The organism is Melittangium boletus DSM 14713 (assembly GCF_002305855.1).
Lineage (GTDB): Bacteria > Myxococcota > Myxococcia > Myxococcales > Myxococcaceae > Cystobacter > Cystobacter boletus.
In genome coordinates, this window is sequence record NZ_CP022163.1 from 2,417,075 (window position 1) to 2,441,267 (window position 24,193).

Consider the following 24,193-nt stretch of genomic DNA (forward strand, 5'->3'; position numbering starts at 1 on the left):
GATTCCCACAATCCTGTCACAGCGAGGGAACCAGCCATTGCGCGAGTTCCTCGGGCAGGGCGGTGAAGTCATCGATGACCCAATGGGCACCCGCCTCGCGCAGCATCTCGGCGGAGGCCAGGGTGGTGACGCCCACCGCGAACATGCCCGCCGCGCGCGCCGCGAGGACACCATTGACGGCGTCCTCGAAGACGACGCACGCGGAGGGCTCGGCGCCCAGGGCCTGGGCGGCGGCGAGGAAGAGATCCGGAAAGGGCTTGCCCCGCGTCACGTGCTCGGCGCCCACGACCTGGGAGAAGAAGGAGCGCAGGCCCGTCCCGTCGAGCACGAAGTCCCGGTTCACCCGGGGCGCGGCCGAGGCCACCGCGAGGCCCCTGCCCCCCGCCTTCAAGCGCGTGAGCAGTGCCCGGGCTCCGCCCAGGGGCGCCAGGTGCGGCTTGAAGAGTTCCCGGTAGTGGCTTTCCTTCTGCTCGGCCAGGCGCGTCAGCTCCTCGGGCGGCAGGCTGCGGCCCAGCAGCGCCGGGAGGATCTCCTCGTTGCGCTTGCCGGCGAACTCCCGCTCGAAGCGCTCCGCGGGCGTGTCGATGCCCAGGGCCTGGGAGAAGCTGCTCCACGCCTGGACGTGGAAGCGCATGTTGTCGACGAGGGTGCCATCCAGATCGAAGATGGCGGCGGCCGCGGGGGGACGAAGCGGAGGGGACATGCCTCCGGCAGTATCACGACTCCCAGGAGACCTCGTACTCGCTCTCCAGCGTGGAGAGCTGCTGGCCCCGCACCCGCACGTCGCGCGCGTTCGCCTTGTCCAGCACGCCCATCAACACCCCCTCGTGGAAGGGATAGGGCATGAATTCGTGGCACATGGTGAGCCGGCAGCGGGTGGGACCCGTCCACACCATGGTGCGCGTGCCAAAGCTCACCGAGGCCCGGTAGGTCGAGGGCAGGTGATCCACCAGCCGCTTCACGTCGCCATTGGCCAGCAGCAGCAGCGCCATGCCCGCGGCGGAGGACAGGAAGTTGTCCGCGGCCCGGTAGCCCAGCGCGCGCAGGGCCTCGTCGAGGCCGCCACAGCGGTCCTCCAGGAGACGGGCCGCGCTGAACAACATCCGCAGGTTGGAGCTGACGGGGTAGATGAAGAAGTCCACCAGCTTGTCCTCGCCCCCCGCCCGCTGGCAGTCGCGCACGGCCGACTCGTCCCCCAGGCAGCGCACCGCGTCCAACGTGGAGCGCAGGAACATGCCGCGCGCGGTGTCCGAGGGCGACGCCATGGCCAGACGTCGCGCCAGATCCTCATCCGAGCCGGGCATGACCGCCCCCACGTGCCGCTCACCATGCATGTACATACGTCCCTCCTTCTTACCGGAGCGCCATATGTCCTGCACCGTAGCCTTCTGCGTACCTCGTGTCAGCGCGGCGGTGTCTGTCCATTGCCGGGCAGTCAACCCCACCGGATTTTTACCATCCGGCCGCACCGCAAAACAAACCAGACAGGAAATACCTGCCTACTCGGGAGCGGGGGCATCCTCCCGAGGACCGATGCCACCGGGCGAGGAAGGGGCTTGCGCCTGGCCGAGGAAGTCGTCCAAGGCCCCCACGTCGATGGGTTTGCGGAACACGGCGTCCACCAGGGCGAGGTTGGCCCGGTTCTGTCCTCGCACATCCATGCCCGTCACGATGGCCAGGAGCGCCTGGGGAGAGCGCTTGCGCAGCTCGCGCGCCACGTCCCAGCCGGACAGGTCCGGCATCACCGCGTCGAGCAGGGCGGCGTCGTATCGCCGCTCCTCCCACATCTTCAAGGCCACGTCGCCACTGTGAGCCACCTTCACGTCATAGCCCTCCTCGCCGAGCACCTCCGCCATCATCCGCGCGTTGTCGGGATCGTCATCCACCACCAGCACCCGGCGCGTCGGGTGCAAGCGCCGCGGTTCCACCTCGCTCCGCGCATGCGCCAGCGCTTCCTCCTCGGCCCCGGCGCGCACGAGCGGCAGGCGCACGACGAAGGCCGCGCCCTGGCCCCCGGACAGGTTCTCCACCGTCAGCTCGCCGCCCCAGCGGCGCACCTGCTCGCGCGACACCGCCAGGAGCAGCGAGCGCTGGGGAGCGCCCACCTCGCGGCTCAGGGGCTCGAACATGCGCGTCATCTCCTCCAGCGCGTACGGGGGGCCGGAGTCCTCCACCCGCAGGAGCGCCTCTCCGTCCGGCGACTCGCGTGTCTCCACCACCACGTGTCCGCCCTCGTCTCCCAGCCGCTCGCGCTCGGCCAGGAGCAGGTTCACCACCAGCTCGCGGAAGAAGCCCGCGTCGGCCCGCACCGCGCCGGGGTCTCCCAGCCGGGGCTCCACCGTGACTGGGTGCTCGCGCTGCTCCAGCTCCGGGCCCACCAACTCCAGGGCCTCACGCACCGTGGCGTCCACCTGCACATCCCCCAGGTGCTCCTCGGTGCGCTGGACGTTGAACTCCTGGAGCCGGGCCACCAGCTCGCCCACGTGACCCACCGTCTTGTCCAGCGCGTCCAGGTGCTCCGGGTTGAACTCGCGCCGCAGGAGCGTGATGCGCAGCCGCAGCACGTTGAGGAAGTTGTTGAGCGCGTGCGCCGCGCCCGTGGCGAGCTGACCCAGCGCCTGGGTGCGGGTGCGCTGCAGTAGCCGCCCCTGCAACCGCCGCAGCTCGCCATGCGCGCTCAGCAGCGCCTTGCTCTTGTTGGCCGCTTCCGTCCGGTCGGTGAATGTCTGGATGACGCCGGCCAGCTCCCCGTTCTCCTCGAAGATGGGCGTGGCGCTCAGCTCCAGGCTGACCTCGCCGCCCCCGGGCCGCTCCACGCCCATCCACACCCCGTGTACGGACGAGCGCTCACGCAACGCCCGCGTGAAGGGCATGTCCAGCACCTTGAAGGGCGCGCCCCCCGGATGGCGCGCGTTCACCTGCGAGAGCACCGTGGCCAGGGCCATGGACGAGCGCGTGCCCACCACCGAGCGCATGGGCACGCCCAGCAGGCGGCTCACGGGGGGTGAGGCGAAGGACACCGCGCCATCCACTTCCACCAGCATGATGCCCACGTCCACGTGGTGGAGGACCGACTCCATCACCGCGGCCTCGCGAAAGCGCACCTCTTCCGTCTTGAGCACCCGGGCGTAGGAGGCCTGCGCCGACGCATGCGCCTCGCCCACCAGCTCCACGATGAAGGACGCCACCTCGGCCTCCACCCGTTGGCCATTGCGCCGCGCGTAGAGGTAGATGAGCACTTCCTCGAGCGCCTTGAATTCACGCGCCAGATCCTCCGCCTCGAAGCGCTGGCTGTAGCGCCGCGCGCCGTGAGGCCGTACGACCTCAGGCCAGAGAAGCAGGGCGTCCCTGCCCCGATCCCTGAGCAGGCGGACGAGCTCGTTCATGAGGGCCCGCAGGGGGGTGCGCAAATCCCGTCCTGGGAGATCCAGCTCGTAGGTTTCCGCCCGCAGACGCTTGGCCCACAGGCGAACCACGCGCTCCGGTTCCTCTTCCAACAAGGGAAGCAGGGCAGCCACGGGGTCGACCGGCGGCGGGGTGTTTTGGAGGAAGGGAATGACCATGGTTGCTCCACGACACGGTGGGCATGGTGGGCGCACCTGACCAGAGGGCGTGGATGGCGAACGACACCAGCGAGCGCGACAAGAACGAATACGAACCGCCTCCGGTCTCGGACGCGGCCATGGCGCAGCTGTTCCGAGGCGAGCTCAGTCGCTCCGACACCTGGCGCTCCCGCCTGGACACCACCACCAACTGGGCGCTCACCACCACCGCGGCCGTGGTGTCCTTCGGCCTGTCCAGCTCCGCCTCGCCCGTGGTCTTCCTGGTGGGCATCTGGATGGTGCTGTCGTTCCTGCTCATCGAGGCGCGCCGCTACCGCTACTATGACTTGTGGATCCGCCGGGTACGGCTCCTGGAGAACGGCTACTGGGTGCCCCTGTTGCGGCGCGAGCCCATCGATCCGGACGCCATCCGCGAGCTGGTCAGCCTGGTGGAGCGGCCGCAAATCCACCTGTCGCTCTTCTCCGCCATCTCCACCCGGCTCAACCGCGCCTACGGCCCCATCCTCCTGGTGCTGACGCTCACCTGGTTCGTCAAGGTGTACAGCCATCCGCGGGCGCCCCAGGGTCTGGGCGAGTTCGTGCACCGGGCGGCCGTGGGCCCCATCCCGGGCGAAGTGGTGACGCTGTTCCTGCTCATGCTGGTGCTCGTCTTCTCCTATCTCTTCGCGGCCTCGTTCTTCACCCGGGCGCCCATGGGCGAGCTGCGCTCCCTGCCGCGAGGGCGGCGCGCTCCCTTGTGGGAGTCCTTCTACCGGCCCTACGCCACGCGCACGCCGCGCCGCCGGACCCAGGGCGCCTCCGCGCCCCCTCGCCAGACTCCGCCCATGCATTAGCCAGGCACGAGGCCGGGAGGGTTTTCCTCCTTCCGAGCCCCCTCCTTTTGTGGTTGAAGCGAACGCCATGACGACTCCGCGTACGGTCACGGTCATCAATGGCGACGGCATCGGCCCCGAGGTGATGGCGGCCACACTCCGAGTGCTCCAGGCACTCGAGGTTCCCCTTCAGTTCGAGAGCCGGGACGCGGGCGCCGAGTGCATCGCGAAGTTCGGCACCAACCTGCCCGACGCCACGGTGGAATCCGTGCTGCGCAACGGCGTGGCGCTCAAGGGTCCCACCGGCACCGTGGTGGGCGGCGGCATGGCCTCCGCCAACGTGGGCCTGCGCAAGCGCCTGGACCTCTACTCCGCGCTGCGCCCCGTCAAGAGCGTGCCCGGCATCAAGACGCGCTACGAGGGCGTGGACCTGGTGGTGGTGCGCGAGAACACCGAGAGCCTCTACGCGGGCCTCGAGCACATCATCGTGCCGGGCGTCGTCGAGTCCCTGAAGATCATCACCGAGAAGGCCAGCACGCGCATCGCCCGCTTCGCCTTCGAGCACGCGCGCAAGCACGGCCGCAAGAAGGTGACGGCGGTGCACAAGGCCAACATCATGAAGCTGTCGGACGGCCTGTTCCTCGACTGCGCGCGCAAGGTGGGCCGCGACTTCCCGGAGATCCAGTACGAGGAGGTCATCGTCGACAACATGTGCATGCAGCTCGTGAAGGATCCGAGCCGCTATGACGTGCTGGTGATGGAGAACCTCTACGGCGACATCCTCAGCGACCTGTGCGCGGGCCTCGTGGGAGGCCTCGGCCTGGTGCCGGGCGCCAACATCGGCGAGCGCACGGCGATGTTCGAGGCGGTGCACGGCACGGCGCCGGACATCGCGGGCAAGGGCCTGGCCAACCCCACCGCGCTGATGATGTCGGCGGTGATGATGCTCGACTTCCTGGAGCTGGGTGACGCGGCGCGGCGCTTCGAGGGCGCGCTCGCCAAGGTCCACGCCGAGGGCAAGGCACGCACCGGCGACCTGGGGGGCACCGCCACCACCCGCGACTTCACCGACGCCGTCATCGCGGCGCTGTAGCCTCCCCTCCGCCCCCGTCCGAGGGGGCGGACCCTATTTTCGCGGTCGGGTCCGAAAACGGCCAGACTCTCCCCGGCGTCCACGCTACGACAGCCGGGTGATGCCAACGCTGCGAGCCGAGACGTGCTACCGGGCCCTCACCGCGCGAGACCGGCGCTTCGACGGGCTCTTCTTCGTCGGAGTGGCGACGACGGGAATCTACTGTCGGCCGGTGTGCACGGCGAAGACGCCCCGCCCGGAGCGCTGCACCTTCTACCGCACCGCCGCCGAGGCCGAGCAGGCGGGCTTCCGCGCCTGCCTCCTGTGCCGCCCCGAGCTCGCCCCGGGTGGCGCCCCCGTGGACTCCGTGTCCCGGCTCGCCACGGCCGCGCTCGCGCGCATCGAGGCGGGCGTCCTCAATGAGTCCTCGCTCGACACGCTCGCGGAGGAGCTGGGCGTCACCAGCCGGCACCTGCGCCGGGTCATGGAGGCGGAGCTCGGTGTCTCACCCGTCGAGTTGGCCCAGACCCGGCGGCTGGCGCTGGCCAAGCAGCTCCTCCAGGACACCGCGCTCCCCTTGGCCGAGGTGGCGTTCGCCAGCGGCTTCCAGAGCGTGCGGCGCTTCAACGCGCTCTTCCAGTCGCGCTTTGGCCGGCCCCCCTCGGAGCTCAGGCGCGGGGGACGCGAGGAGCCGGGCACGCGCGCGCTCGTCCTGCGGTTGGACTACCGCCCGCCGCTCGCCTGGGACACGCTGCTGGGCTTCCTCCAAGGACGGGCCCTGCCCGGCGTCGAGCACGTGGGCGATTCCGAATACCGGCGCACGGTGCGACTGGGAGACAAGACGGGTTGGCTCATCGTCCGGAGGGATCCGGAGCGCCCCTCGCTGAGGGCCGAGCTCTCCCTGTCCCTCGCGGGCGCGTTGATGCCGGTGGCCGCTCGGCTGCGGGCCCTCTTCGATCTCGATGCCCAGCCCGCCGTCATCGAGGAATGCCTCGCGCGCGACGAGCTGCTGGCCCAGCGGGTCCAGGCGACTCCAGGACTGCGCGTGCCCGGGGCGTTCGATCCCTTCGAGATGACGGTGCGCGCCATCCTCGGACAGCAGGTGTCCGTCCGGGCGGCGACCACGCTGAGCGGGCGGCTCGTCGCGCGCTTCGGCGAGCCCGTGGACAGCCCCCATCCGGAGCTCTCCCGGCTCTTTCCCCGGCCAGAGACGTTGGCCTCGGCCTCCGAGGACGAGGTGGCGTCCCTGGGCCTTCCCGGCGCGCGCGCCCGGACCCTGCTGGCGGTGGCCCGGGCCATCGCCGACGGCACGGTCCGGCTGGAGCGTCATGCCGACGTCTCCGAGACGCTGGCGGCGCTCGATGCGCTGCCGGGCATCGGGCCATGGACGGCGCATTACGTCGCGATGCGCGCCCTGCGCTGGCCAGATGCCTTCCCCGCGAGTGATCTCGGCATTCGCAAGGCGCTCGGCGGGGTGACGGCGAAAGCGGCCGAGGCGCGCTCCGAGGCCTGGCGGCCCTGGCGCACCTACGCGGTCATGCACCTCTGGAACTCACTCTCGACAGGAGCAGGCGGATGACCTTGTTCACGACGACCCTCACGAGCCCCGTGGGCGCCCTGCGGCTCATCGCCTCGCACGACGCGCTCACCGCCATCTACATGGAGAACCACAAGGGCGCCCCCGTGCTCGACGCGAGCCCCCGGGAGGACCTGCCCGTGCTGCGCGAGGCCCGCGCGCAGTTGGAGCAGTACTTCGCGGGCGAGCGGCGGGCCTTCGACCTCCCCCTCGCCCCCGTGGGGACGCCCTTCCAACACGCCGTATGGAAGGCGCTCCGGGAGATTCCCTGGGGCAGCACCTGGTCCTACGCCCAGCTCGCCCGGCATGTCGGCCGGGAGGGCGCGGCGCGGGCCGTGGGGTCCGCCAACGCGAGGAACCCCCTCTCCATCATCGTGCCCTGTCACCGGGTGGTGGGCACGAGTGGAGCCCTCACGGGCTACGCGGGCGGCGTGCCCACCAAGCAGTGGCTGCTCGAGCACGAGCGGCGGCTCACCCCACGGTGACGCGGCGCACGCCCCGGGCCTCGAGCAGCGCGGGCAAGCGCTCGCGCTGGTCTCCCTGGAGCACCAGGGTGTCGTCCTCGACGGTGCCCCCACAGCCCAGGGAGTTCTTGAGGGCCTTGAGCCACTTCTCGCGCTCGGCCTCCGGCAGGCCCAGCTGCTCCACCACCGTCACTTCCTTGCCGCCCCGGCCCTTGCGCTCCATGCGCACCACGGCGCGCGCGGGCCCCTTGGCGGACTCCGCCTTCTCCTCCACGGGCCGGGGCGCGGGGCCCGGAGGCAGCGCGTCGCGATTCAAGCCGAGCGCGGCGAAGGGGTTGTGGAAGGGCGCCGGGGCGGCGGGCGCCTCGGGCTTCTTGTCGCGCTTGCCCATGGTGCCGGCTCCCGGACTCAGTGCGCCTGATGCGCCTGCATGGCGCGCGGCGCGGGCAGCGTCTTGAAGACCTCCGCGTCCGGATTCCCATCCGCCAGGACGAGCGCGTAGAGGAAGGGCGGGAAGGCGGCGGCCTCTCGGCCATTGATGACCACGAGCGGCGTGCCCCGCAGCTCATGCTGCTTGGCGTAGGCGACGTCCTCCTGGATCTTCCGCTGGGTGTCCTGCGTGTTCACGCACGCCTCGAGCTGCGCGCGAGACACGGAGCCGGAGGACAGCACGTCCATGATGGCCTCGCCGCTGGTGAGCGAGCGCTGGGCGGCGAAGAGCTTCTCGCGCAGCTCCCAGTAGTCCGGAGCGCCCTCGAGGCAGATCTGCCCCTTGGCGGCCAGGCAGCGGGTACCCGAGCCGTCACTGAGCTGGGGCGGCAGGGAGAAGTTGCACGCGCTGTCGAGCGGGAACTGGCGGGCCTCCAGCGACAGCTTGCCCTCGGGCAGGCGCTGCTTCATGACGGCCAAGGCCTCCACCAGGGCCTTGCAGTGGGGGCAGCGGCTGTCGGTCCACTCCACCATCTTCACCGGAGCGAAGGCGTTGCCGTGCAGGCGGCGCGCGGGGAAGGCGGCGGGCAGCGGGGTGTCCTGCCGGTAGCGCGCGAGCGCGTCGGAGACGGCCTGCTTCTCCTCGGCGGTGAGGCTGCCCAGGTACTCCGACAGCGAGCCGATGGGGGCATGGGTGGCGGCCACGAGGGCGGAGGACGCCCGGGGCGTCTGGAGACCCGGCACGAGCAGCGCGATATAGGCCGCCACCGCGAAGCCGCCGGCCCATTGAAGGGTGGCGCCCCACTCGCCCGCCTGGGGCAGAACGGGCGCGGGCAAGCCCTTGAACGCCACGGCGGCGAAGGCGAGCGTGAGCACATAGGTGCCCAGGCACGTGGGGCACAACACGCCGGTGCTCGCGCTCACGGCGGCGAACACGACACAGGCGACCACGCCCGCGGCGGCCGTCAGGCGCAAGCCGTTGGTGGCGGGCCGCACGGGGCGCCCCCCCTTGGCCCAGACGAGGTAGAGCGCGGAGAGCGCCACGGCGACCAGGCCCCACACGAGGCCGAGCCCCGCCACCGGCATGCGCAACCACTCGTGCACGGCGCTGGCGAAGGGCGAGTTCCACACGGTCTCGCAGTTGACGTGGTCGGACACGCCACACATGGTGGCGCCGCCCTGGCGCAAGGTGAGCAGCTGGCTCCACTGGAAGAGGGAGAGCGCGCTCTCGGCGAGGCCCAGCGCGAGCAGCACCTGGGCGCCGCGAACCGGGGGAGGAGGGGGCGGATTGGCCTTCTTGCTCATGCGTGCTCCGGAGGGGGGGTCATCAAGACGAGGAGACGGGCGTTGGCGGGGCCGTCATTGGTGACGCCGTGCTCGACTCCCGCGGGGGCGAAGAGGGCGGCGCCGGGACCCTGGAGGGTGTCGTCCGCGCCGAGCCGGAAGCGGCACTGCCCTTCCAGGACGATGTACACCTTGTCCGAGGCGGCATGCCGGTGGGGCTTCTGCGACTGGCCGGGCAGCAGACAGTAGACGTCCAGGAAGAAGCGCTCGGACTGGAAGAGGTTGTGCTTCTGGAGCTTCTCGGCGGCGAAGCCGAGGTAGTCCGACAGGTGTTTCACATCCATCGTGGCATTCACTCCCAGCCCTCTATATAGCGACGCTCATGCAACCGCTGTCTCTGCATTTTCTTCACGAGCAAGCAGGCGCCCGTTTCCAGGATGTCCAGGGCCGGGAAGTCGTGTCCGACTACGGGAATGAAGCGGCCGAGTACCGGGCCGCCCGGGAAACCGTGGCGCTGCATGACGCCACCTACCGAGAAGCGCTGCGGATAACCGGGGAGGACCGCACAAGCTTCCTGCATGGCATGGTGACCCAGGACGTGAAGGGACTGGCCGCCGGTGCTTCCACCTACGCGGCGCTCATCACCGTGAAGGGCGCCATGGTGGGAGATGCACGCATCCTCCGCCGGGACACGGACCTGTTGCTGGACGTGGAACCCGGGCTGGGCGTCAAGGTCAGGGAATTCCTGGAGAAATTTCTTATTTCCGAGGACGCCGAGCTGCATGACGCCACGGAGGAGCTGGGCGTCCTGCGGCTGCTCGGTCCCCGGACGCCCGAGCTGCTGACGGCCGCGCTGGGCACCCCCTCCGAGCCCCTGCCCCAGGACGCCACCCGGCCGGTCCACCTGGCGGGCCAGGACGTGTTGCTCGTGGGGAACACCCGGTTGCAGGCCCAGGGGGTGGATGTGCTGGTGCCCCGGCAAGGGCTGGAGGCGGTCTGGAAGGCATTCGTCACGGCCGGAGGCCCCCTGGAGCTCGCGCCCGTGGGCTGGCGGGCCCTGGAAGTCGTCCGGGTGGAGGCGGGCGTGCCGCGCTACGGCCAGGACATGGTCGACACCACCATCCCCCTCGAGGCCAACCTCACCCACGCCATCTCGTACAACAAGGGGTGCTACATCGGGCAGGAGGTCATCGCCCGCGCCACGTTCCGGGGCCACATGAACCGGAAGCTGGCGGGCCTGCGCCTCGGGGCGGACGGAGCGGCACCCGGCACCGAGCTCAAGAAGGACGGCAAGAAGGTGGGTTGGCTCACCACCGTGACGCGCTCGCCCGGCGCGAACGAGTCCCGGGCCCTGGGCTACGTGCACCGCGACCACCTGGAGCCGGGAACGGTGCTGACCGTGGGCGAGGGCCCCGGCGAGGCCACCGTCACCGCCCTCCCCTTCTCCTGAGACGACCGGCGGGACTCACCCGGGACGAAGGGTCTCGTCGGACAACGGAACCTGCTCCTCGGCCGGGTAGTACGCATGGCCCCGCACGGTGGCGAGCCCCTCGGCGGGAGGCTCCGTCACTCGCTCGTCGGACGTCATCAGCCGGGGCCGGGCCACGCACAACACCATCTGCTCGCGGTCCGTGGGGTTGTCGTAGCGGTGGGGAAAACCCCGGGGCCAGTGAAAGGCGGTGCCACTGCCCACCGCATGGCCCTGCAACAGCAGCCCCGTGCCGAGCACCAACTCACTCTCCTCCATCACCGGGTGCGCATGCGCGGGGATGACGCCCCCCGGCTTCACGCGCAGGCGGTAGAGGCCATAGCCCACGCCCTCGTGGAGCACGTCCACGTGACCAAACGGCGCCTCCCGCTCTCCGTACCCCAGCTCCTCCGCCGTGCGATGCACCTGGAGTCCAGGCACCGCCGCGCCGCCGAGCGCCAGCGGCTTGGTGAGGCGCACGGAGACCTCGAGCACCCGCGCACGGGGAGAACCCCCGGCGGGCGGCGCGAGCAGGTACTGGCACACCGCCTCCGCCGCGGACTCCAGCAACTCGAAGCGACAGGCCTCCAGGATGAAGCGCAGCTCCCCGGACAGCCGCCCGTAGTGCACCGTGTCCGCGAGCCGCCCGCTCGCGGCGGCGGGCCGGGTGTCGAGGAAGAGGGCCACGTCGAGCCGCAGGGGCTGGGCCGCCACGCGCTCGCGGTTGTAGATGCCCACGATGCAGTCCACCGTGAGGCCCCGGATGGTGATGACGTCCAGCGGGCGGCCCCGCGCGTCCAGCACCCGGGGGAGCTCGAAGGTCTCCGCGCTCACAGTTGCGCGCTCCTGCCGCCGTCCACGGCGAGCACCTGACCGGTGATGTAGGGAGCCTCGCGGGCGAGGAACAGCACCACGCGGGCGATGTCCTCCACACTGCCCTCGCGACCCATGGGAATCCGCTGGAGCGTGGCCTCGCGCTCGGCCGCGCTGAAGTTCTCCGGGAAGGCCACCGTACCGGGGGAGATGGCGTTGACGCGCACGTGGGGCGCCAGTTCCACCGCCAGGGCCCGGGTGAGCATGATGAGCCCGGCCTTGCTCACCGAATAGTGCGCATACCCGCTCACGGGCCGCTCCCCGCCGATGTCGGTGAGGTTCACCACCAGCGGCGACGTGCCCGCGCGCAGACAAGGCAGCAGGGCCTGGGTGAGGAAGAAGGGCGCGTCCAGGTTCACGCCCAACATCGTCTGATACCGCGCGCGGGAGATGGCGCCGAAGGGGACGGCTTCATAGAGCCCCGCGTTGTGGACCACCACGTCCAGGGCCGGGTGCGCCTCACGCACCCGGGCGCCCAGCTCATCCACCGCCTCGGGGCGGGAGAGGTCCGCGGCGTGGACGGTGACGCGGCGGCCGAGTGCCCGGAACTCCTCCGCCAGTGCCTCCACCGAGTCCACCGAGCGGTTCGCGTGAAGGGCCAGGTCATACCCGGCGTGTCCCAGGGCGCGAGCCACCGCGATCCCCACGCGGATGCCGGCGCCCGTGATGAATGCGGTCCCCATGGGGCGCCATCCTTAACAGAGGTGGCGGACCCAGTCAGCCAGACGAGCCCTCCCTCCCCACCACTTCCGAGGTCTCCTCTTCCGGAAGGACCGCTTGAGTCGGTCTGGGCCGCTCCTTACTTTAGAAGTCAAGGGAGGACACGGAACCATGGCGGAAGTCCCCGAAGTGGAAACGCTGGTGCGCGACCTCCAGCAGGCGGTGGTGGGCAGGCGCTTCACGGGCGCGGAGGTGCTCGTGCCCTCGGCCGTGCGCTTTCCCAGGGCGAGGGAGTTGTCGGAAAGGCTGGCGGGGCGGCGGGTGCTCTCCGCCAGGCGTCGGGCCAAGTTCATGCTGCTGACCCTGGATGACGGACAGGTGCTCGCCCTGCACCTCATGCTCTGGGGGAACCTGGGGCTGAGGCCCTTCAGCGTCGTGAAACCCGAGGACACCCTCGTCGTGTTCGGCCTGGAGGGCGGTGAGGAGTTGGTGTTCAGCGACACGCTCGGCTACGCGCGGGTGGCGCTCGCTCCCGCGGAGGAGTTGGCCGAACGCCTCAAGCTGAATGAACTCGGCCCCGAGGCGCTGGCCGACGACTTCTCTCCCGAGGTGCTCGCCCGGCAGTTACATCGGCGACGAGGCCCGCTCAAGACGGTGTTGCTCAATCAGCGGGTCTTCGCGGGGCTCGGCAACCGGGACGCGGACGAGAGTCTGTGGTCCGCCGGCCTGCATCCCCGCCGCGTGGCGGGCTCCCTGAGTCCCCTGGAGTTGCTGCGCCTGTACGAGGGCATCCTCGAGGTGCTCGACGAGGGCGTCCGCCTGCGCGGCACCCAGCGCGACCTGTTCGGCGTGCAGGGAGGGGCCCGGCACCACCGCAACGTCTTCGGCCGCACGGGCGAAGCCTGTCCTCGCTGCGGAGATCGCGTGCGCGCGGGAAAACTGGGCGGGCGCAACACCCACTGGTGCCCCACGTGCCAGCCCGAACGAGACACTGCCCAGGCCACGCTCCCGATGGGCGAGCCGCACCCTCCGCCCTTGCCCTCCGATTGAGTCGGTGGTGACAACGACTCTCATGTCCACGGGGCCTGGAACAGGAACTCCTCGTGACTCGACGCCAGGGATGTTACCTGTTCGTGACAGAACAGCGCCGAAGGGCTCGTTCCCGGGGAATCCACGAATGAAAACAAAATGGGGTGTCGTGTTGCTGGCGATGGTGGGCGGGAGTCTTCCCTCTGTCCAGGCAAGGGCCGAGGAGAAACCACGTCCAGCGCCCCAGACAGCGGAACAGTTGTTCCAACCCACCACCGTCTGGAACGTCCACCTGACATTCACGCCCGAGCAGTGGGCGGAACTGGAGCCCAAGCCGATTGCCCGGAAGCCCGAGGGGCGTCCCCATTTCAGCCCGGGGATGTTGTTCGCGCCCTACATGCTGGGCGCGGGGGACGCGGACCGCTCCGGCACCTTGTCCCAGGCGGAATTCCAGGCGCTGACCGAGCGGTGGTTCTCGGAATGGGACGAGGCGAAGCGCGGCGGACTGAACCATGCGCAAGTGCGCGATGGACTCAACGCGGCGTTCAACCTGAACGTCATGGAAAACCACAAGTCCGAGCCAGATGAACCTCGGAGCGACGACGTCGCCGCCGCCCTGGGCGTCCAATTCCAATATGTGCACGCGGACCTGGAGCTCGAGGGCCGGGTGTTCAAGGACGTGGCGGTCCGCTACAAGGGCAACTTCAGCTACGCCCAGTCACGGGACGAGCTCAAACGCTCGCTCAAGGTGGACCTGGACCGCTTCGTGAAGGACCAGAACCTGGGCGGTCTGAGCAAGCTCAACTTCCACAGCAGCGTCGTCGACGCCAGTTGGATGAACGAAGTGCTGTCCCACCGGCTCTACCGCGACGCCGGAGTGGCCGCTCCTCGCACGGCCTATGCGCGCGTCACCCTCACCGTGCCCGGCAAGTATGATCGGCAATTCGTGGGTCTCTACTCCCTGGTCGAGAACGTCGACTCCGCCTTCGAGCGGATGCACTTCCAGTCGGACAAGGGCGCCCTCTTCAAGCCCGTCATGCCCGACATGTTCACGGACCTGGGCGACGATTGGGCGGCGTACCAGCGGCGCTACTACCCCAGGGGCAAACTCTCCAAGCAACAACAGGCCCGGCTGATCGCGTTCAGCAAGCTGGTGAGCCACGCGAGTGACAAGGATTTCGCGGCCAGGCTGGAGCAGTTCCTGGATGTGGAGACGTTCTGCCGCTATCTGGCCGTCACGACCTATCTGTCCACGCTCGACAGCTTCCTGATGGTGGGCCACAACTTCAACGTCCACCTGGACGCCCGCGGTCAGAAGTTCCGGTTCATCCCGTGGGATCTCGACAGCTCCTTCGGCCAGTTCGGACTGATTGACAACGAGAAGCTGGAGACACTGAGCATCACGCATCCCTGGCAAGGCAACAAACGCTTCCTGGAGCGCTTCATGCAGGTGCCGAAGTTCAAGTCGCTGTACCTGGCGCGCATGAAGGAACTCAACCAGAAGGTGTTCAAGCCCGCGCGCGTCCAGGCGCTGGTGGACGAGACCGCGACCGCCATCCGTCCCTTCGTGGCACAGGAGTCCGAGCAGAAGCTCGCCCGTTTCAACAAGCTCGCCGAGGGACAGAGCGTTCCGCCCATGCCGCTCAAGGGCATGGGGATACCGGGCGATGGCGACAAGTTCGACGCTGGCAGCGCTCCCATCCGGCCCATCAAGCCCTTCGCGGAGGCTCGCTCACGCTCCATCGCCGAGCAGTTGGCGGGCAAGTCCCAGGGCTACGTCCTCAAGGTATCTCCCATCGGACCCGGCATGTTCTTCGGGCGGCCCCTGCTGGCCGCGCTGGACACGAACAAGGATGGCGAGGTGTCTCACGACGAGTTCACCCAGACCTTCGCACGCTGGTTCGAGGCCTGGGATACGGACAAGAGCGGCGCGCTGACCGCCGCGCAGGTGCAGGCCGGCTTCGATCGCGCCCTGCTCCCCCCCGCCGCGCCCGCTTCGCCCTGAGCGGGAAACAACAACGCCTTCCTCCGCGTGCTGGCGGGGGAAGGCGTGCGCTTGGACACCTGCTGGGAACTAGACCCGGCCTTCCGCCTTCTGCGCGCGCTCGATGCTCTCGAAGAGCGCGCGGAAGTTGCCGAAGCCGAAGCCCTGGTCACCCTTGCGCTGGATGAGCTCGTAGAAGAACGGGCCCGCCTTCTGGTCCTTGTAGAGCGCCGCCGCGTCCTGCATGAAGATCTGCAGCATGTAGCTGTGCTCGCCGCCGCCATCGATGAGCACCTGCAGCTTGCGCAGCTCCTCGATGTCCTCGTCGATCTTCTTGATGCCCAGCTTCTGGATGTGCTCGGGCAGCGCGTCGTAGTAGGCGCCCGGCGTCGGCATGAAGCCCACGGCCTTCTTGTCCTTCATCTCCTTCACCGTGGTGAGGATGTCCTTCACCACCAGCGCCAGGTGCTGCACGCCATCGCCCCGGTGGTCCTCGTTGAAGACGTTGATCTGCGAGGACTTGAAGAAGGGGCGCAGGGGCTCGTTGTTGGCGAACTTCACCCGGCTGTGCGGATCCCACATCACCTCGGAGCGCAACCCCGAGCCGTGCGCGCGCTTCTGCTGGGCCTGCACGTCCTCGGTGTGGAACTGCACCTCCCAGAACTTCTCGAAGCCCATCACGTGCTCCATCCACAGGAGCATGGGCTTCATCGTCTGGAAGTTCGTGGTGATGTGGTCCACGTGGCTGAAGCCGTAGCGGTTGGTGCCGCCGCGGGGCTCGGGGTGGGCCACGAAGCCCGGATACAAGGGCGCGTAGCCGTCGCGCTGGATGAAGCGGAAGGTGGTGTCACCAAAGGGCGTGGTGATGGAGAACTGGGCGAGCTTGCCCCCCTTGTCGTCCGTGAAACGCTCGATGTCCGTGATGAAGGTGGCACCCCGCTGCTCGAGCAGGCGGAACGTCTTCTCGATGTCCTCCACCTGGTAGTTGAGCGTGCCGACGCCATCCGGATGCTTGCGCAGGTAGCGCCACGCCCGGCCGCCCTCGCCCACCGGCTGGCTCACCACCAGCACCACCTGGCCCGCCTGGAACACGACCGACTTCTGCTTGCCCTTGGCGTCCAGCTCCGGCGAGGACACGCCCCGCTCCGCGAAGTCCAGCCCGTTCACGTAGAACTGCCGGCTGCGCTCCAGGTCGCTCACGTACCAGTGGATGCTCTCCAGCCCCTTGATGCCCAGCGATTCAAGCTTTGCCATGTGTCATCGGCTCCTTCTGTGCTTCGGATTCAAATGTGCTGCATCCACTCGGTTCAGGCCGGTACCGCGTCGGGTTGCCGGTCCGCATGGGCCGCCAGGAAGGCGGGAAGCCCCGCACACGCCGCCTCGACGCGGGTGAGCAGGCCATAGGGGCTCAGGTCTACCCCGAAACGTCGGGCCGCGTAGAGCTGCGGGATCAGGCACACGTCGGCGAACGACACCTCGTCCCCCACGCAGTAACGGCCCGCCGTCTGCTCGGCAAGGGCTTGCAACGCCGTCAGTCCCCGCTCGATCCAATAGGCGTTCCACGCCTTGTCGTCGCCCTTCAGCTCCGCCTTGACGCGCTGGGCCACCGAGAGGTTGTGCAGCGGCTGGATGCCCGAGTTCATCACTTCCGACAACATCCGGACATGCGCGCGGAGGAGGGGATCGGCCGGCAGCAGGGCGGGCGAGGGGTAGCGCTCTTCCAGGTATTCGAGGATGGCGAGCGACTGACTCAGGAAGTGGACCCGGCCCTCGTGGGTGAACTCCAGCGTGGGCACGGTACGCATTGGGTTGAGCGCGCGGTAGGCGTCGGTGTGCTGAGCCCCCCCGTCCTTCACCAGGTGCACGGGCACGTACTCGAAGGCGAGCCCCTTGAGGTTCAGCGCGATGCGCACCCGCCACGAGCACGACGAGCGCCAGTAGTTGTGCAGCCTCATCCCGTCACCGCCTTCCGCTGGGACCTACGTCCGAAGGGACACCCCTCCGGCTTTTCCGCGCCGGGACACGGGGTGTCAAGCGGTGCCTGGAGCCTCACGGCACGAGAGGACAGTCCTCACGGGGATGACGGGTTTTTTCACGCCGGGCGCGTGGCCCGGTAAGCTCCGCGCCGAACCATGCCTTCGAACAAGACCGAATTCGCCGCGCGCGTCGCCCTCACCAAGCCCTCCGATGGAGTCCGGGGCATCTTCTTCCGGGTGGTCTTCGAGCTCATCGAGAAGCGCGGAGGCCCGGACGCACTGCGGCGCGTGCGCTCCACGGAGGGACTCTCCAAGGAGATGAAGGATCTGCGCACCTACCCCGCCTCGGACTACCTCGCCCTGCTCTACAACGCGGCGGACGTGCTCGAACCGAAGCTGGGCAGCGAGGATCAGGTCTTCAACGCCTGTGGCCGCGCGTGCCTGCACAGCTTCTCCGGCGGCATGGGGCAGATCGTCTTCGGCATCCTCGGCAAGGGCCATCCGCAGCGGCTCTTCGCCCAGACGTCCGGGGCCTTCAGCACCGTGGTGACGTACGGCAAGCGGGAGCACACGGCCACCGGGCCCAACACGTGCCTCATCCGCTACCGGGGAGACATGCAGCCACCGGCCTACCACGTGGGCATCTTCGAGGCCGCGTTGGACACCCTGGGCATGCAGGGCCTCGTCACGGCCCAGCCCCACCAGCTGGACTCGGTGGACTACCACATCAGCTGGAACTGAGCCTCAGTCCAGGCTGGTGAGGATCAGCTCCATCGTCCCCACCACCCGGCTGCCCACCGAGGCCCAGCAATCGAAGCGGTGCTTCCGGCCCTGCCCTCCCAGGCGTTGGGCGTCGAAGCGCACCGTCTCCCCCGCGTAGGCGAGGCTCTCCGCGCGCACGTCCCCGGCCGTCACCAGATAGCGCGCCGCGTCGTTGCCCAGCCATTGGCGCAGCAGCGTGCCCGCCAGCCCCGACAGGCCGCTCATCACCACCGCCACGGGCAGCACCGGATGCAGGGCGAAGTGGCCCTTGCACAGCTCCGCGCTCACCGGGCCCAGGGTGGCCCGCAGGCACTCGCCCTCGCGCACCAGGTCGCGCAGCGGTGGCGGGTTGCGGTGCGGGTTCTGCCTCAGGGCGGTGAAGTCGACGGGCCCCCCACCCCGAGGCCCACGCTCCGGCCTGGGCTCGCGGCGCAGTTCCTGGCGCGCCCCCTGGAAGAGCCGATGGAAGGCCGCCGCCGACAGCACGTTGAAGTCCACGTTCATCGAGAAGAGCGGCTGTCCCTCGGCGCTCGACAGCAGCGTGCGCGCGCTCGCGACCCGCCGCTCCTTGAACTCCGCCTTCGCCTGGCCCCACAGCAGCCCCGGAGCCCGGGGCAGCGGACCATCGTGCAGCCGCTCCACCCGCGCGCGCCGCGCCAGGTAGTAGTGCTGCCCGTCATGGGGGTTCACCCGCGACACCGCGCACGAGCCGAGAATGGCCAGGTGCCGCCCCACCTCCGCCGCGCTGATCGGCGAGGCCTCCGCGCCGGGTTCCACCTCCACCGGCACCCGCGCGGTCACCTCTCCCGGCGCGCCCTCCATCACCTCCTGCAGCGCGAAGTAGGGATCCCTCACGCAGATGCGCGCGTACAGCTCCTGCCGGTCCAACTCCAGCAGGGGCCGCTCCCGCTGCGACACGAAGGGCAACCGGTCGCCCCAGAGCATGTTCAACGCGGGAGTCGCCAGCTCGGCGATGGAGGAGGAGCGCGGAATGGCCAGGGAGGAGCGCAGTGCATGGCCCATGCGGGGTACCCCTTGGAAGGAAGGGCCAGAGGTGAGGTCTCTGGCGACATCAATGGGTGTCGAAATGGACACGGGGGTGAAGTCTACCCCATCCCCCTACCACCAGGAACAGGGCAGCTTTACCGTCTCCACGGATTTCGACATTTCCAAGGGGTCCCGCCCCGTCCTCCGTCTAGGGGTTCACTCCGAAGATGGGCAGGGAGATCCCCAGGCTCACCCGGATGCCGAAGTTGCAGGAGGCGCTGTTGCCGGACGCGTCCTGAGCGGTGCAGGTGACGCGCGTGAGGCCCGGCAGGAAGATGCCTCCCGGGGGGTGGGAGCAGGTCACGGGCACCTGGCCGCAGTTGTCGCTGGCGGAAACGGCGTACTGGATGGAGATGCCGATGCCGGAGCCGATCTTCACATCCACCCCGAGGGGGCAGCTGATGGTCGGCTTCGTGGTGTCCACGATGTTGACGTGACCCACGCACTGGGAGCTCGCCTCACCGTCCGAGGCCGTCAGCGTGACGGCATGCGACCCGGGACCGAAGGACGCATTGGGCGACTGCGAGATGGACAGCGGCGAGGGCCCATGATCGGGGTCATAGCTGCCGTTGTTCACGCTGGCCTGGCTGCGGCAGGTCGAATCAGCGACCACGGTGACGTCCCGGCAGAGGGCCACGGGCGGCACGTTCGCCGCGGGCTCGCCATCGCCCGGCGTGCCACCGTCACCCGGCGTGCCGCCATCATCTCCCGGCTCGCCATCGCCCGGCGTGCCGCCGTCACCCGGCGTGCCACCATCATCCCCCGGCTCGCCATCACCCGGCGTGCCGCCATCACCCCCGCCCGGCGGCTCGCAGGAGAGCTTCGCCGTCGCGGAAGCGGAGTTGTTGCTCTCGACGCACTCGGTGTCCCGGCCCTGGCCCGAGCCATCGTCGTCCACGACGGCGTAGAGCACGGTGCCAGAGGAAGAGGCGGCGGAAGACACGGTCACCTGGGCCTCCGCGCTCGCGCCCGCGGCCAGGGCCTCGGTCAGCACGGCCACGCCGAGCAGGGTGCCACCCGAGGCGGGATTGCCCTGGTAGAAGGCCACCTTCACGCCCGCGGCCACCGGGGCATCGCCCTGGTTGTTCACCCGCGCGCCCAGCTCGAGGCCCCCCGTGAGGGTGCAGGCGGACGACAGTCCGGACACCACGAGGTCCGGGGCGTCATAGGGACGGGTATCCCCGCTCACGTAGTGGGCCACGTTGGCGCGGAACGCATTGAGCCGCGGATCGAGCCAGGCCGCCCCGCCGCCCTGGGCCGGGATGGAGCCGTCATCGCGAACGTTCGTCACCGAGTAGGCATGCTGGTTCCACAGACGCCGCGTGCCGGCCCAGCCCTCGGTCGAGTCGCGGAACACGCGCACGCCCCGCTTGTCCCCGTAGGCGAAGTCGTTGGTGACCGCCACGATCTCCGCGGCACCGTCACCGTCCACGTCCACGACGAGGGGGTTCTCGTGCGCGGTGGCCGAGCCATTGGGCGTGGACCAACGCACCGCTCCCGTGGCCGCCTCGTAGATGCGCAGCGTCGTCTCGTCCGCGAAGACGAGCTCCAGCGCCCCGTCCCCATCGAAGTCGAAGGCCGTGGCACCGGTGCGCGCGGAGCTCTGATCCTGGATGGGCGTGGACCACTTCACGGCGCCATCGCTCTCGAGCACGGAGAAGAAGCGCTCGCCGCCCACGCCGATCTCCGGCTGGCCGTCTCCATCGAGGTCCGCGATGAGGGGCGGTCCACCATGGCCCCCACCGGGCACTTCCACGCTCCACACGAGCGAGCAATCGTCGTCGAGCAGGCTCACCTTGCCGTAGCCCGAGACGACGACCTCACCGGCGGGATCCGAGTCGAAGTTGCCCACGCTGGCGAAGCCGTGGGAAATCTCCGTGTTGGCGCACTTGAGCGAGCCATCGTGCCGGTAGATGGCCCGGTCGTTGATGAGCTCCTGCTTGCCGTCCCCGTCGATGTCCGCCGCGAAGGACACGGGGCCCGTGTACTCGGCGCCGCCCATGCCATCCTCGCCCACCCACTTGAGCGCGCCGGTGTGGGAGTAGACACGGTTGCCGTCGAGGATCTCCACGGTGCCGTCGCCATCGAGGTCCGCGAGCGAGGGGCCACCCCACTCGTTGTAGTCATACGCGTCCGGAGCCGAGCGGAACTTGAAGGCGCCATCGTTCTCGAAGCAGATGATGCCGCGCCCATCCTCGGGAATGCCGCAGATCTCCACCTGGCCGTCGCCGTCGATGTCACCGGCGGCCAGGCTGGTGGCGGGCTTCACGCGCGTGGCGGGATCCGAGGCCGCCCACAGCTCGTGCCCATCATCTCCGCTGATGGCCCGGAGCACGCCGTCCTTGGAGTATTCGGCGCCCTTGAAGGAGCTGAACACGATGTCCGGGACGCCGTCGCCGTTCACGTCCACCACCACCGGCGTCATCATCACCTGAGCGTACTCGGGCAGGACCTCGCTGCCCGACCACGCCCACTGCAACTCGGGCTCGAAATGGCCCGTGAAGGGCGGGGGAACCTCGCAACGCTGAGACAGGAACCCCAGGTTCCGGGCATGCGCCTCGGGGGGGGACTCCGTGGATTGACAGCCCACCGACGACATCATCGCCGTCAACGCGATGAACAGCTTCCGTTCGTACCGCCTGCTTGCTTTCGAATGGTGCCGCTTCGATGTCTGTTTCATGGCACTTCTCCTCCGGGGGGAAGAGTAGGAAAACAGGAAATACCGAACGATGCTTCAACTATTTTCCCTGTGAACAGGCCCTCGGGGCTTTCCGCACTCTCCGTCTGGGAGTGCATGGGGGACGCACCATGTCCAAGTAGGGAAGAAGACGAGATGTGGGTTTCCGCGTATGTGTCTAAATCCCGTCGGGAAATACTTCTTCATCTGATGGAAGTGTTCGCGACATGTGGAGGGGACATCTTCCGCATGCGACCTGGGAGTGTGCGTCCGCCTGCTCTCGTACCGGGCGGCGGAACACGACCCCCCTCCAGCTCCCAGGTCGTATCTTCATCCGCGGGAGGAAGCGGAACGCATGGAGCCGACGACACAATCCACCCCGGAAGAAGGCATCATCCAGGTGTTGCTGGTGGAGGACGACGAGCGGCTGGCGCGTCTCACCAGCCGCTACCTCCAGGAGCACGGGCTGCTCGTCACCGTCGCGCGGACCGGCCCCGAGGGTCTGACGGAGGCCAACCGCCATGCCTACGACATCATCCTCCTGGACCTGATGTTGCCGGGCCGTGACGGCATCGAGGTCTGCCGCGAGCTGAGGGGCCGCAGTGACGTCCCCATCATCATGGTGACGGCCCGGGGCGAGGAGGTGGACCGGGTGCTCGGCCTGGAAACGGGCGCGGACGACTACCTGCCCAAGCCCTACTCCTCGCGCGAGCTGCTGGCGCGCATCCGCGCCCAGGTGCGCCGCGCCCGGGGCCGCGCCGGGCCCTCGTCCCAGCCCATCCAGGCGGGCAAGCTGGCGTTGGATCCTCGAAGCCTGCGCGCCACGCTCAACGGCAAGGTGCTGCCCCTCACCACCTACGAGTTCGGGCTGCTGCGCGTGCTGGCCGAGCGCGCCGGCCGGGTGCTCAGCCGCGAGCAACTGTTGGATCTGGTCAAGGGCAACGCCGATGAGGTCTTCGACCGCTCGGTGGACGTCCACATCTTCCGCATCCGGCAGAAGATCGAGGAGGACCCGCGCAACCCCAAGCTGCTGCGCACGGTGCGCGGAGCGGGCTACCTGCTCGCCACGGGAGAAGACCCATGACGTCGCGCCGCCGGGTCACCGGTCGGCTCCTGTTCCGCATCGGGCTGGTCTGTCTCGTCCAGTTGCTGCTCTTCCTCATGGGAATGGACCTGGTGCGCCGCTACGCCCTGGAGGAGCCCTGGAAGAAGGGGCTCGAGCGGAACATGGCCTACAACGTGGCGGAGTGGGCGCCACTGAGGGACCGGCCCGAGGCCCTGCGGGCGGCGCTGGCGCGGGTGCGGCAGCGGCTGGACATGCGGGTGTCGCTCCTCTCCCTCGACGGCACCGTGCTCAGCACCAACACCCAGCGCGCCTTCGTGCCGCTGTCGCCCACGATGCTCGAGCGGCTGGAGAAGGAGCGGGTCTTCACCTATTCGGAGCGCAAGGATCGGCCGGAACGGCTCGTCGCCGTGGCCATTCCCGACAAGGGCCCGCTGGAGGCCTACGCCATCATCCGGGAGACGAAGCCCCCACCGCCGCCCACGCACATGATGGCGCTCATCACCGTGATGCTCGTCTGCACGGCCATCACCTCGCTCGTGTTCGCCCAGACCCTGGCCATCCCCCTGCAACGGCTGGCGGGGGCGGCACGCGCCTTTGGCGAGGGCAGGCTGGACACGCGCGTGGGCATGCGCCGCCGCGACGAGTTCGGCCAGGTGTCCGAGGCCTTCGACGAGATGGCCGAGCGCATCACCCTGCTGCTGCGCTCGCAGAAGGAGCTGCTCGCCAACGTGTCACACGAGCTGCGCACGCCGCTCGCGCGCATCCGCGTGGCCCTGGACCTGGCCAACGAAGGCGACGCCTCGCTCGCGCGCGAGTCGCTGGCGGACATCGCCGAGGACCTGGGCGAGCTGGAGCGGCTGGTGCAGGACGTGCTCACCGCGGCCCGGTTGGATCTCACCACGGGCCAGTCTCCTGGAGCCACCCCGCCCCTGCGCCGCGAGCGCGTGGAGGCCCAGGTGTTGATGGACAAGGCCGCCGCGCGCTTCCGTTCCGCCCGGCCCGAGCACCGTCTGGACGTGACGATGGATCCGGGCCTGCCCGTGCTGGAGGTGGACCCGGTGCTGCTGCGGCGCGCCATCGACAACCTGCTCGACAACGCGGGCAAGTACTCCGAGCCCCACACCACGGTGCGCCTGCGTGCCCGGCCCTCCAGCGCGGGCCTGGAGGTCGAGGTCGCCGACGAGGGCATCGGCATCGACGCGAAGGACATGGAGCAGCTCTTCACGCCCTTCTTCCGCAGTGATCGCAGCCGGGCCCGCAAGACGGGGGGCGTGGGGCTGGGACTCGCGCTCGCCCGGCGCATCGTCGTGGCCCATGGTGGCTCGCTATCCCTGGAAAGCCAGCCGGGCCAGGGAACCACGGCTCGCGTCACGCTGCCGGCCGCGCCCCAGGCCTAGCGGCCAGGCGAACGGACTCCCTCGCTCGCGTCACATATCGTAATTTGGACTTCA

22 protein-coding genes are annotated in these 24,193 nt (G+C 69.3%); 10 read left to right on the top strand and 12 right to left on the bottom strand.

Annotated elements, in window-relative coordinates; translation table 11 throughout:
• Positions 1-16 precede the first annotated feature (16 nt).
• The 3 genes from MEBOL_RS10035 to MEBOL_RS10045 all read right to left on the bottom strand — a co-directional run bounded on the left by MEBOL_RS10035 (position 17) and on the right by MEBOL_RS10045 (position 3,563).
• Positions 17-703 (bottom strand): HAD family hydrolase, encoded by a 687-nt coding sequence (locus MEBOL_RS10035; protein WP_095977206.1) that lies wholly within the window; start codon positions 701-703, stop codon positions 17-19.
• A gap of 13 nt (positions 704-716) precedes the next feature.
• Complete coding sequence (locus MEBOL_RS10040; RefSeq protein WP_095977207.1) at positions 717-1,340, bottom strand: TIGR02265 family protein; 624 nt, start codon at positions 1,338-1,340, stop codon at positions 717-719.
• Positions 1,341-1,499: 159 nt separating this feature from the next.
• Positions 1,500-3,563 (bottom strand): response regulator, encoded by a 2,064-nt coding sequence (locus tag MEBOL_RS10045; protein WP_095977208.1) that lies wholly within the window; start codon positions 3,561-3,563, stop codon positions 1,500-1,502.
• 53 nt (positions 3,564-3,616) lie between these two features.
• On the opposite strand from MEBOL_RS10045, the gene MEBOL_RS10050 reads away from it, so the two are divergent.
• The 4 genes from MEBOL_RS10050 (at position 3,617) to MEBOL_RS10065 (ending at position 7,508) form a co-directional block, all read left to right on the top strand.
• Positions 3,617-4,396 (top strand): DUF2270 domain-containing protein, encoded by a 780-nt coding sequence (locus MEBOL_RS10050; RefSeq protein WP_095982692.1) that lies wholly within the window; start codon positions 3,617-3,619, stop codon positions 4,394-4,396.
• A gap of 67 nt (positions 4,397-4,463) precedes the next feature.
• Positions 4,464-5,468 carry an isocitrate dehydrogenase (NAD(+)) gene (locus MEBOL_RS10055; protein ID WP_095977209.1) on the top strand — a complete coding sequence of 335 codons (1,005 nt, stop codon included), beginning with the start codon at positions 4,464-4,466 and terminating at the stop codon, positions 5,466-5,468.
• A 100-nt stretch (positions 5,469-5,568) separates the two neighbouring features.
• Positions 5,569-7,026, top strand: a complete 1,458-nt coding sequence (locus tag MEBOL_RS10060) for a DNA-3-methyladenine glycosylase 2 (protein WP_095977210.1) — start codon at positions 5,569-5,571, stop codon at positions 7,024-7,026.
• A complete protein-coding gene (locus MEBOL_RS10065) occupies positions 7,023-7,508 on the top strand; it encodes a methylated-DNA--[protein]-cysteine S-methyltransferase (protein WP_095977211.1) in 486 nt (161 codons plus the stop codon). The genes MEBOL_RS10060 and MEBOL_RS10065 overlap by 4 nt, the downstream gene beginning before the upstream one ends.
• Here the strand turns inward: MEBOL_RS10065 and MEBOL_RS10070 are convergent.
• From MEBOL_RS10070 to MEBOL_RS10080, 3 genes are read right to left on the bottom strand one after another with little or no spacing between them, the layout of a single operon-like run.
• Positions 7,495-7,878, bottom strand: coding sequence for a translation initiation factor (locus MEBOL_RS10070; protein WP_095977212.1), 384 nt, complete (start codon positions 7,876-7,878; stop codon positions 7,495-7,497). The two genes, MEBOL_RS10065 and MEBOL_RS10070, sit on opposite strands and share 14 nt — an antisense overlap.
• Before the next feature lie 17 nt (positions 7,879-7,895).
• Positions 7,896-9,221, bottom strand: a complete 1,326-nt coding sequence (locus tag MEBOL_RS10075; RefSeq protein WP_095977213.1) for a vitamin K epoxide reductase/DsbA family protein — start codon at positions 9,219-9,221, stop codon at positions 7,896-7,898.
• A complete protein-coding gene (locus tag MEBOL_RS10080) occupies positions 9,218-9,544 on the bottom strand; it encodes a cupin domain-containing protein (RefSeq protein WP_095977214.1) in 327 nt (108 codons plus the stop codon). The genes MEBOL_RS10075 and MEBOL_RS10080 overlap by 4 nt, the downstream gene beginning before the upstream one ends.
• Before the next feature lie 38 nt (positions 9,545-9,582).
• Between MEBOL_RS10080 and ygfZ the strand changes: the two genes are divergently transcribed.
• Complete coding sequence (ygfZ, locus tag MEBOL_RS10085) at positions 9,583-10,650, top strand: CAF17-like 4Fe-4S cluster assembly/insertion protein YgfZ (RefSeq protein ID WP_095977215.1); 1,068 nt, start codon at positions 9,583-9,585, stop codon at positions 10,648-10,650.
• A gap of 15 nt (positions 10,651-10,665) precedes the next feature.
• On the opposite strand, the gene MEBOL_RS10090 is transcribed toward ygfZ, so the two are convergent.
• Both MEBOL_RS10090 and MEBOL_RS10095 read right to left on the bottom strand, forming a co-directional pair.
• Positions 10,666-11,502 (bottom strand): dihydroneopterin aldolase, encoded by an 837-nt coding sequence (locus MEBOL_RS10090; RefSeq protein WP_095977216.1) that lies wholly within the window; start codon positions 11,500-11,502, stop codon positions 10,666-10,668.
• Complete coding sequence (locus MEBOL_RS10095; RefSeq protein WP_095977217.1) at positions 11,499-12,224, bottom strand: SDR family oxidoreductase; 726 nt, start codon at positions 12,222-12,224, stop codon at positions 11,499-11,501. The genes MEBOL_RS10090 and MEBOL_RS10095 overlap by 4 nt, the downstream gene beginning before the upstream one ends.
• A gap of 148 nt (positions 12,225-12,372) precedes the next feature.
• On the opposite strand from MEBOL_RS10095, the gene mutM reads away from it, so the two are divergent.
• Both mutM and MEBOL_RS10105 read left to right on the top strand, forming a co-directional pair.
• A complete protein-coding gene (mutM, locus tag MEBOL_RS10100) occupies positions 12,373-13,251 on the top strand; it encodes a DNA-formamidopyrimidine glycosylase (protein WP_095977218.1) in 879 nt (292 codons plus the stop codon).
• Positions 13,252-13,378: 127 nt separating this feature from the next.
• Positions 13,379-15,235, top strand: coding sequence for a CotH kinase family protein (locus MEBOL_RS10105; RefSeq protein ID WP_170115476.1), 1,857 nt, complete (start codon positions 13,379-13,381; stop codon positions 15,233-15,235).
• Positions 15,236-15,304: 69 nt separating this feature from the next.
• On the opposite strand, the gene MEBOL_RS10110 is transcribed toward MEBOL_RS10105, so the two are convergent.
• Both MEBOL_RS10110 and maiA read right to left on the bottom strand, forming a co-directional pair.
• On the bottom strand, positions 15,305-16,468 hold the full coding sequence (locus MEBOL_RS10110; RefSeq protein ID WP_095977220.1) for a 4-hydroxyphenylpyruvate dioxygenase family protein: 1,164 nt from the start codon (positions 16,466-16,468) through the stop codon (positions 15,305-15,307).
• A gap of 53 nt (positions 16,469-16,521) precedes the next feature.
• Positions 16,522-17,169: a maleylacetoacetate isomerase gene (maiA, locus tag MEBOL_RS10115; RefSeq protein WP_095977221.1), complete on the bottom strand. Its 648-nt coding sequence runs from the start codon at positions 17,167-17,169 to the stop codon at positions 16,522-16,524.
• Positions 17,170-17,346: 177 nt separating this feature from the next.
• On the opposite strand from maiA, the gene MEBOL_RS10120 reads away from it, so the two are divergent.
• Positions 17,347-17,931, top strand: a complete 585-nt coding sequence (locus MEBOL_RS10120; RefSeq protein ID WP_095977222.1) for a TIGR02265 family protein — start codon at positions 17,347-17,349, stop codon at positions 17,929-17,931.
• Positions 17,932-17,934: 3 nt separating this feature from the next.
• On the opposite strand, the gene MEBOL_RS10125 is transcribed toward MEBOL_RS10120, so the two are convergent.
• Both MEBOL_RS10125 and MEBOL_RS10130 read right to left on the bottom strand, forming a co-directional pair.
• Positions 17,935-18,975 carry a hypothetical protein gene (locus MEBOL_RS10125; protein ID WP_245919624.1) on the bottom strand — a complete coding sequence of 347 codons (1,041 nt, stop codon included), beginning with the start codon at positions 18,973-18,975 and terminating at the stop codon, positions 17,935-17,937.
• 172 nt (positions 18,976-19,147) lie between these two features.
• The gene (locus tag MEBOL_RS10130) at positions 19,148-21,679 is read right to left on the bottom strand and encodes an FG-GAP-like repeat-containing protein (protein ID WP_095977223.1); all 2,532 of its coding nucleotides are present in this window, start codon (positions 21,677-21,679) and stop codon (positions 19,148-19,150) included.
• A 352-nt stretch (positions 21,680-22,031) separates the two neighbouring features.
• Between MEBOL_RS10130 and MEBOL_RS10135 the strand changes: the two genes are divergently transcribed.
• Positions 22,032-22,760 (top strand): response regulator transcription factor, encoded by a 729-nt coding sequence (locus MEBOL_RS10135; protein WP_095977224.1) that lies wholly within the window; start codon positions 22,032-22,034, stop codon positions 22,758-22,760.
• On the top strand, positions 22,757-24,139 hold the full coding sequence (locus MEBOL_RS10140) for a sensor histidine kinase (RefSeq protein WP_095977225.1): 1,383 nt from the start codon (positions 22,757-22,759) through the stop codon (positions 24,137-24,139). Before MEBOL_RS10135 ends, MEBOL_RS10140 begins: the two co-directional genes overlap by 4 nt.
• Positions 24,140-24,193 lie beyond the last annotated feature (54 nt).

Bases quoted from the DNA above. Each gene is read 5' to 3' on its own strand.
- MEBOL_RS10035 (WP_095977206.1), bottom strand. From the start codon at position 703: ATGTCCCCTCCGCTTCGTCCCCCCGCGGCCGCCGCCATCTTCGATCTG.
- MEBOL_RS10040 (WP_095977207.1), bottom strand. From the start codon at position 1,340: ATGTACATGCATGGTGAGCGGCACGTGGGGGCGGTCATGCCCGGCTCG.
- MEBOL_RS10045 (WP_095977208.1), bottom strand. From the start codon at position 3,563: ATGGTCATTCCCTTCCTCCAAAACACCCCGCCGCCGGTCGACCCCGTG.
- MEBOL_RS10050 (WP_095982692.1), top strand. From the start codon at position 3,617: ATGGCGAACGACACCAGCGAGCGCGACAAGAACGAATACGAACCGCCT.
- MEBOL_RS10055 (WP_095977209.1), top strand. From the start codon at position 4,464: ATGACGACTCCGCGTACGGTCACGGTCATCAATGGCGACGGCATCGGC.
- MEBOL_RS10060 (WP_095977210.1), top strand. From the start codon at position 5,569: ATGCCAACGCTGCGAGCCGAGACGTGCTACCGGGCCCTCACCGCGCGA.
- MEBOL_RS10065 (WP_095977211.1), top strand. From the start codon at position 7,023: ATGACCTTGTTCACGACGACCCTCACGAGCCCCGTGGGCGCCCTGCGG.
- MEBOL_RS10070 (WP_095977212.1), bottom strand. From the start codon at position 7,878: ATGGGCAAGCGCGACAAGAAGCCCGAGGCGCCCGCCGCCCCGGCGCCC.
- MEBOL_RS10075 (WP_095977213.1), bottom strand. From the start codon at position 9,221: ATGAGCAAGAAGGCCAATCCGCCCCCTCCTCCCCCGGTTCGCGGCGCC.
- MEBOL_RS10080 (WP_095977214.1), bottom strand. From the start codon at position 9,544: ATGGATGTGAAACACCTGTCGGACTACCTCGGCTTCGCCGCCGAGAAG.
- ygfZ (WP_095977215.1), top strand. From the start codon at position 9,583: ATGCAACCGCTGTCTCTGCATTTTCTTCACGAGCAAGCAGGCGCCCGT.
- MEBOL_RS10095 (WP_095977217.1), bottom strand. From the start codon at position 12,224: ATGGGGACCGCATTCATCACGGGCGCCGGCATCCGCGTGGGGATCGCG.
- mutM (WP_095977218.1), top strand. From the start codon at position 12,373: ATGGCGGAAGTCCCCGAAGTGGAAACGCTGGTGCGCGACCTCCAGCAG.
- MEBOL_RS10105 (WP_170115476.1), top strand. From the start codon at position 13,379: ATGAAAACAAAATGGGGTGTCGTGTTGCTGGCGATGGTGGGCGGGAGT.
- MEBOL_RS10110 (WP_095977220.1), bottom strand. From the start codon at position 16,468: ATGGCAAAGCTTGAATCGCTGGGCATCAAGGGGCTGGAGAGCATCCAC.
- maiA (WP_095977221.1), bottom strand. From the start codon at position 17,169: ATGAGGCTGCACAACTACTGGCGCTCGTCGTGCTCGTGGCGGGTGCGC.
- MEBOL_RS10120 (WP_095977222.1), top strand. From the start codon at position 17,347: ATGCCTTCGAACAAGACCGAATTCGCCGCGCGCGTCGCCCTCACCAAG.
- MEBOL_RS10125 (WP_245919624.1), bottom strand. From the start codon at position 18,975: ATGGGCCATGCACTGCGCTCCTCCCTGGCCATTCCGCGCTCCTCCTCC.
- MEBOL_RS10130 (WP_095977223.1), bottom strand. From the start codon at position 21,679: ATGAAACAGACATCGAAGCGGCACCATTCGAAAGCAAGCAGGCGGTAC.
- MEBOL_RS10135 (WP_095977224.1), top strand. From the start codon at position 22,032: ATGGAGCCGACGACACAATCCACCCCGGAAGAAGGCATCATCCAGGTG.
- MEBOL_RS10140 (WP_095977225.1), top strand. From the start codon at position 22,757: ATGACGTCGCGCCGCCGGGTCACCGGTCGGCTCCTGTTCCGCATCGGG.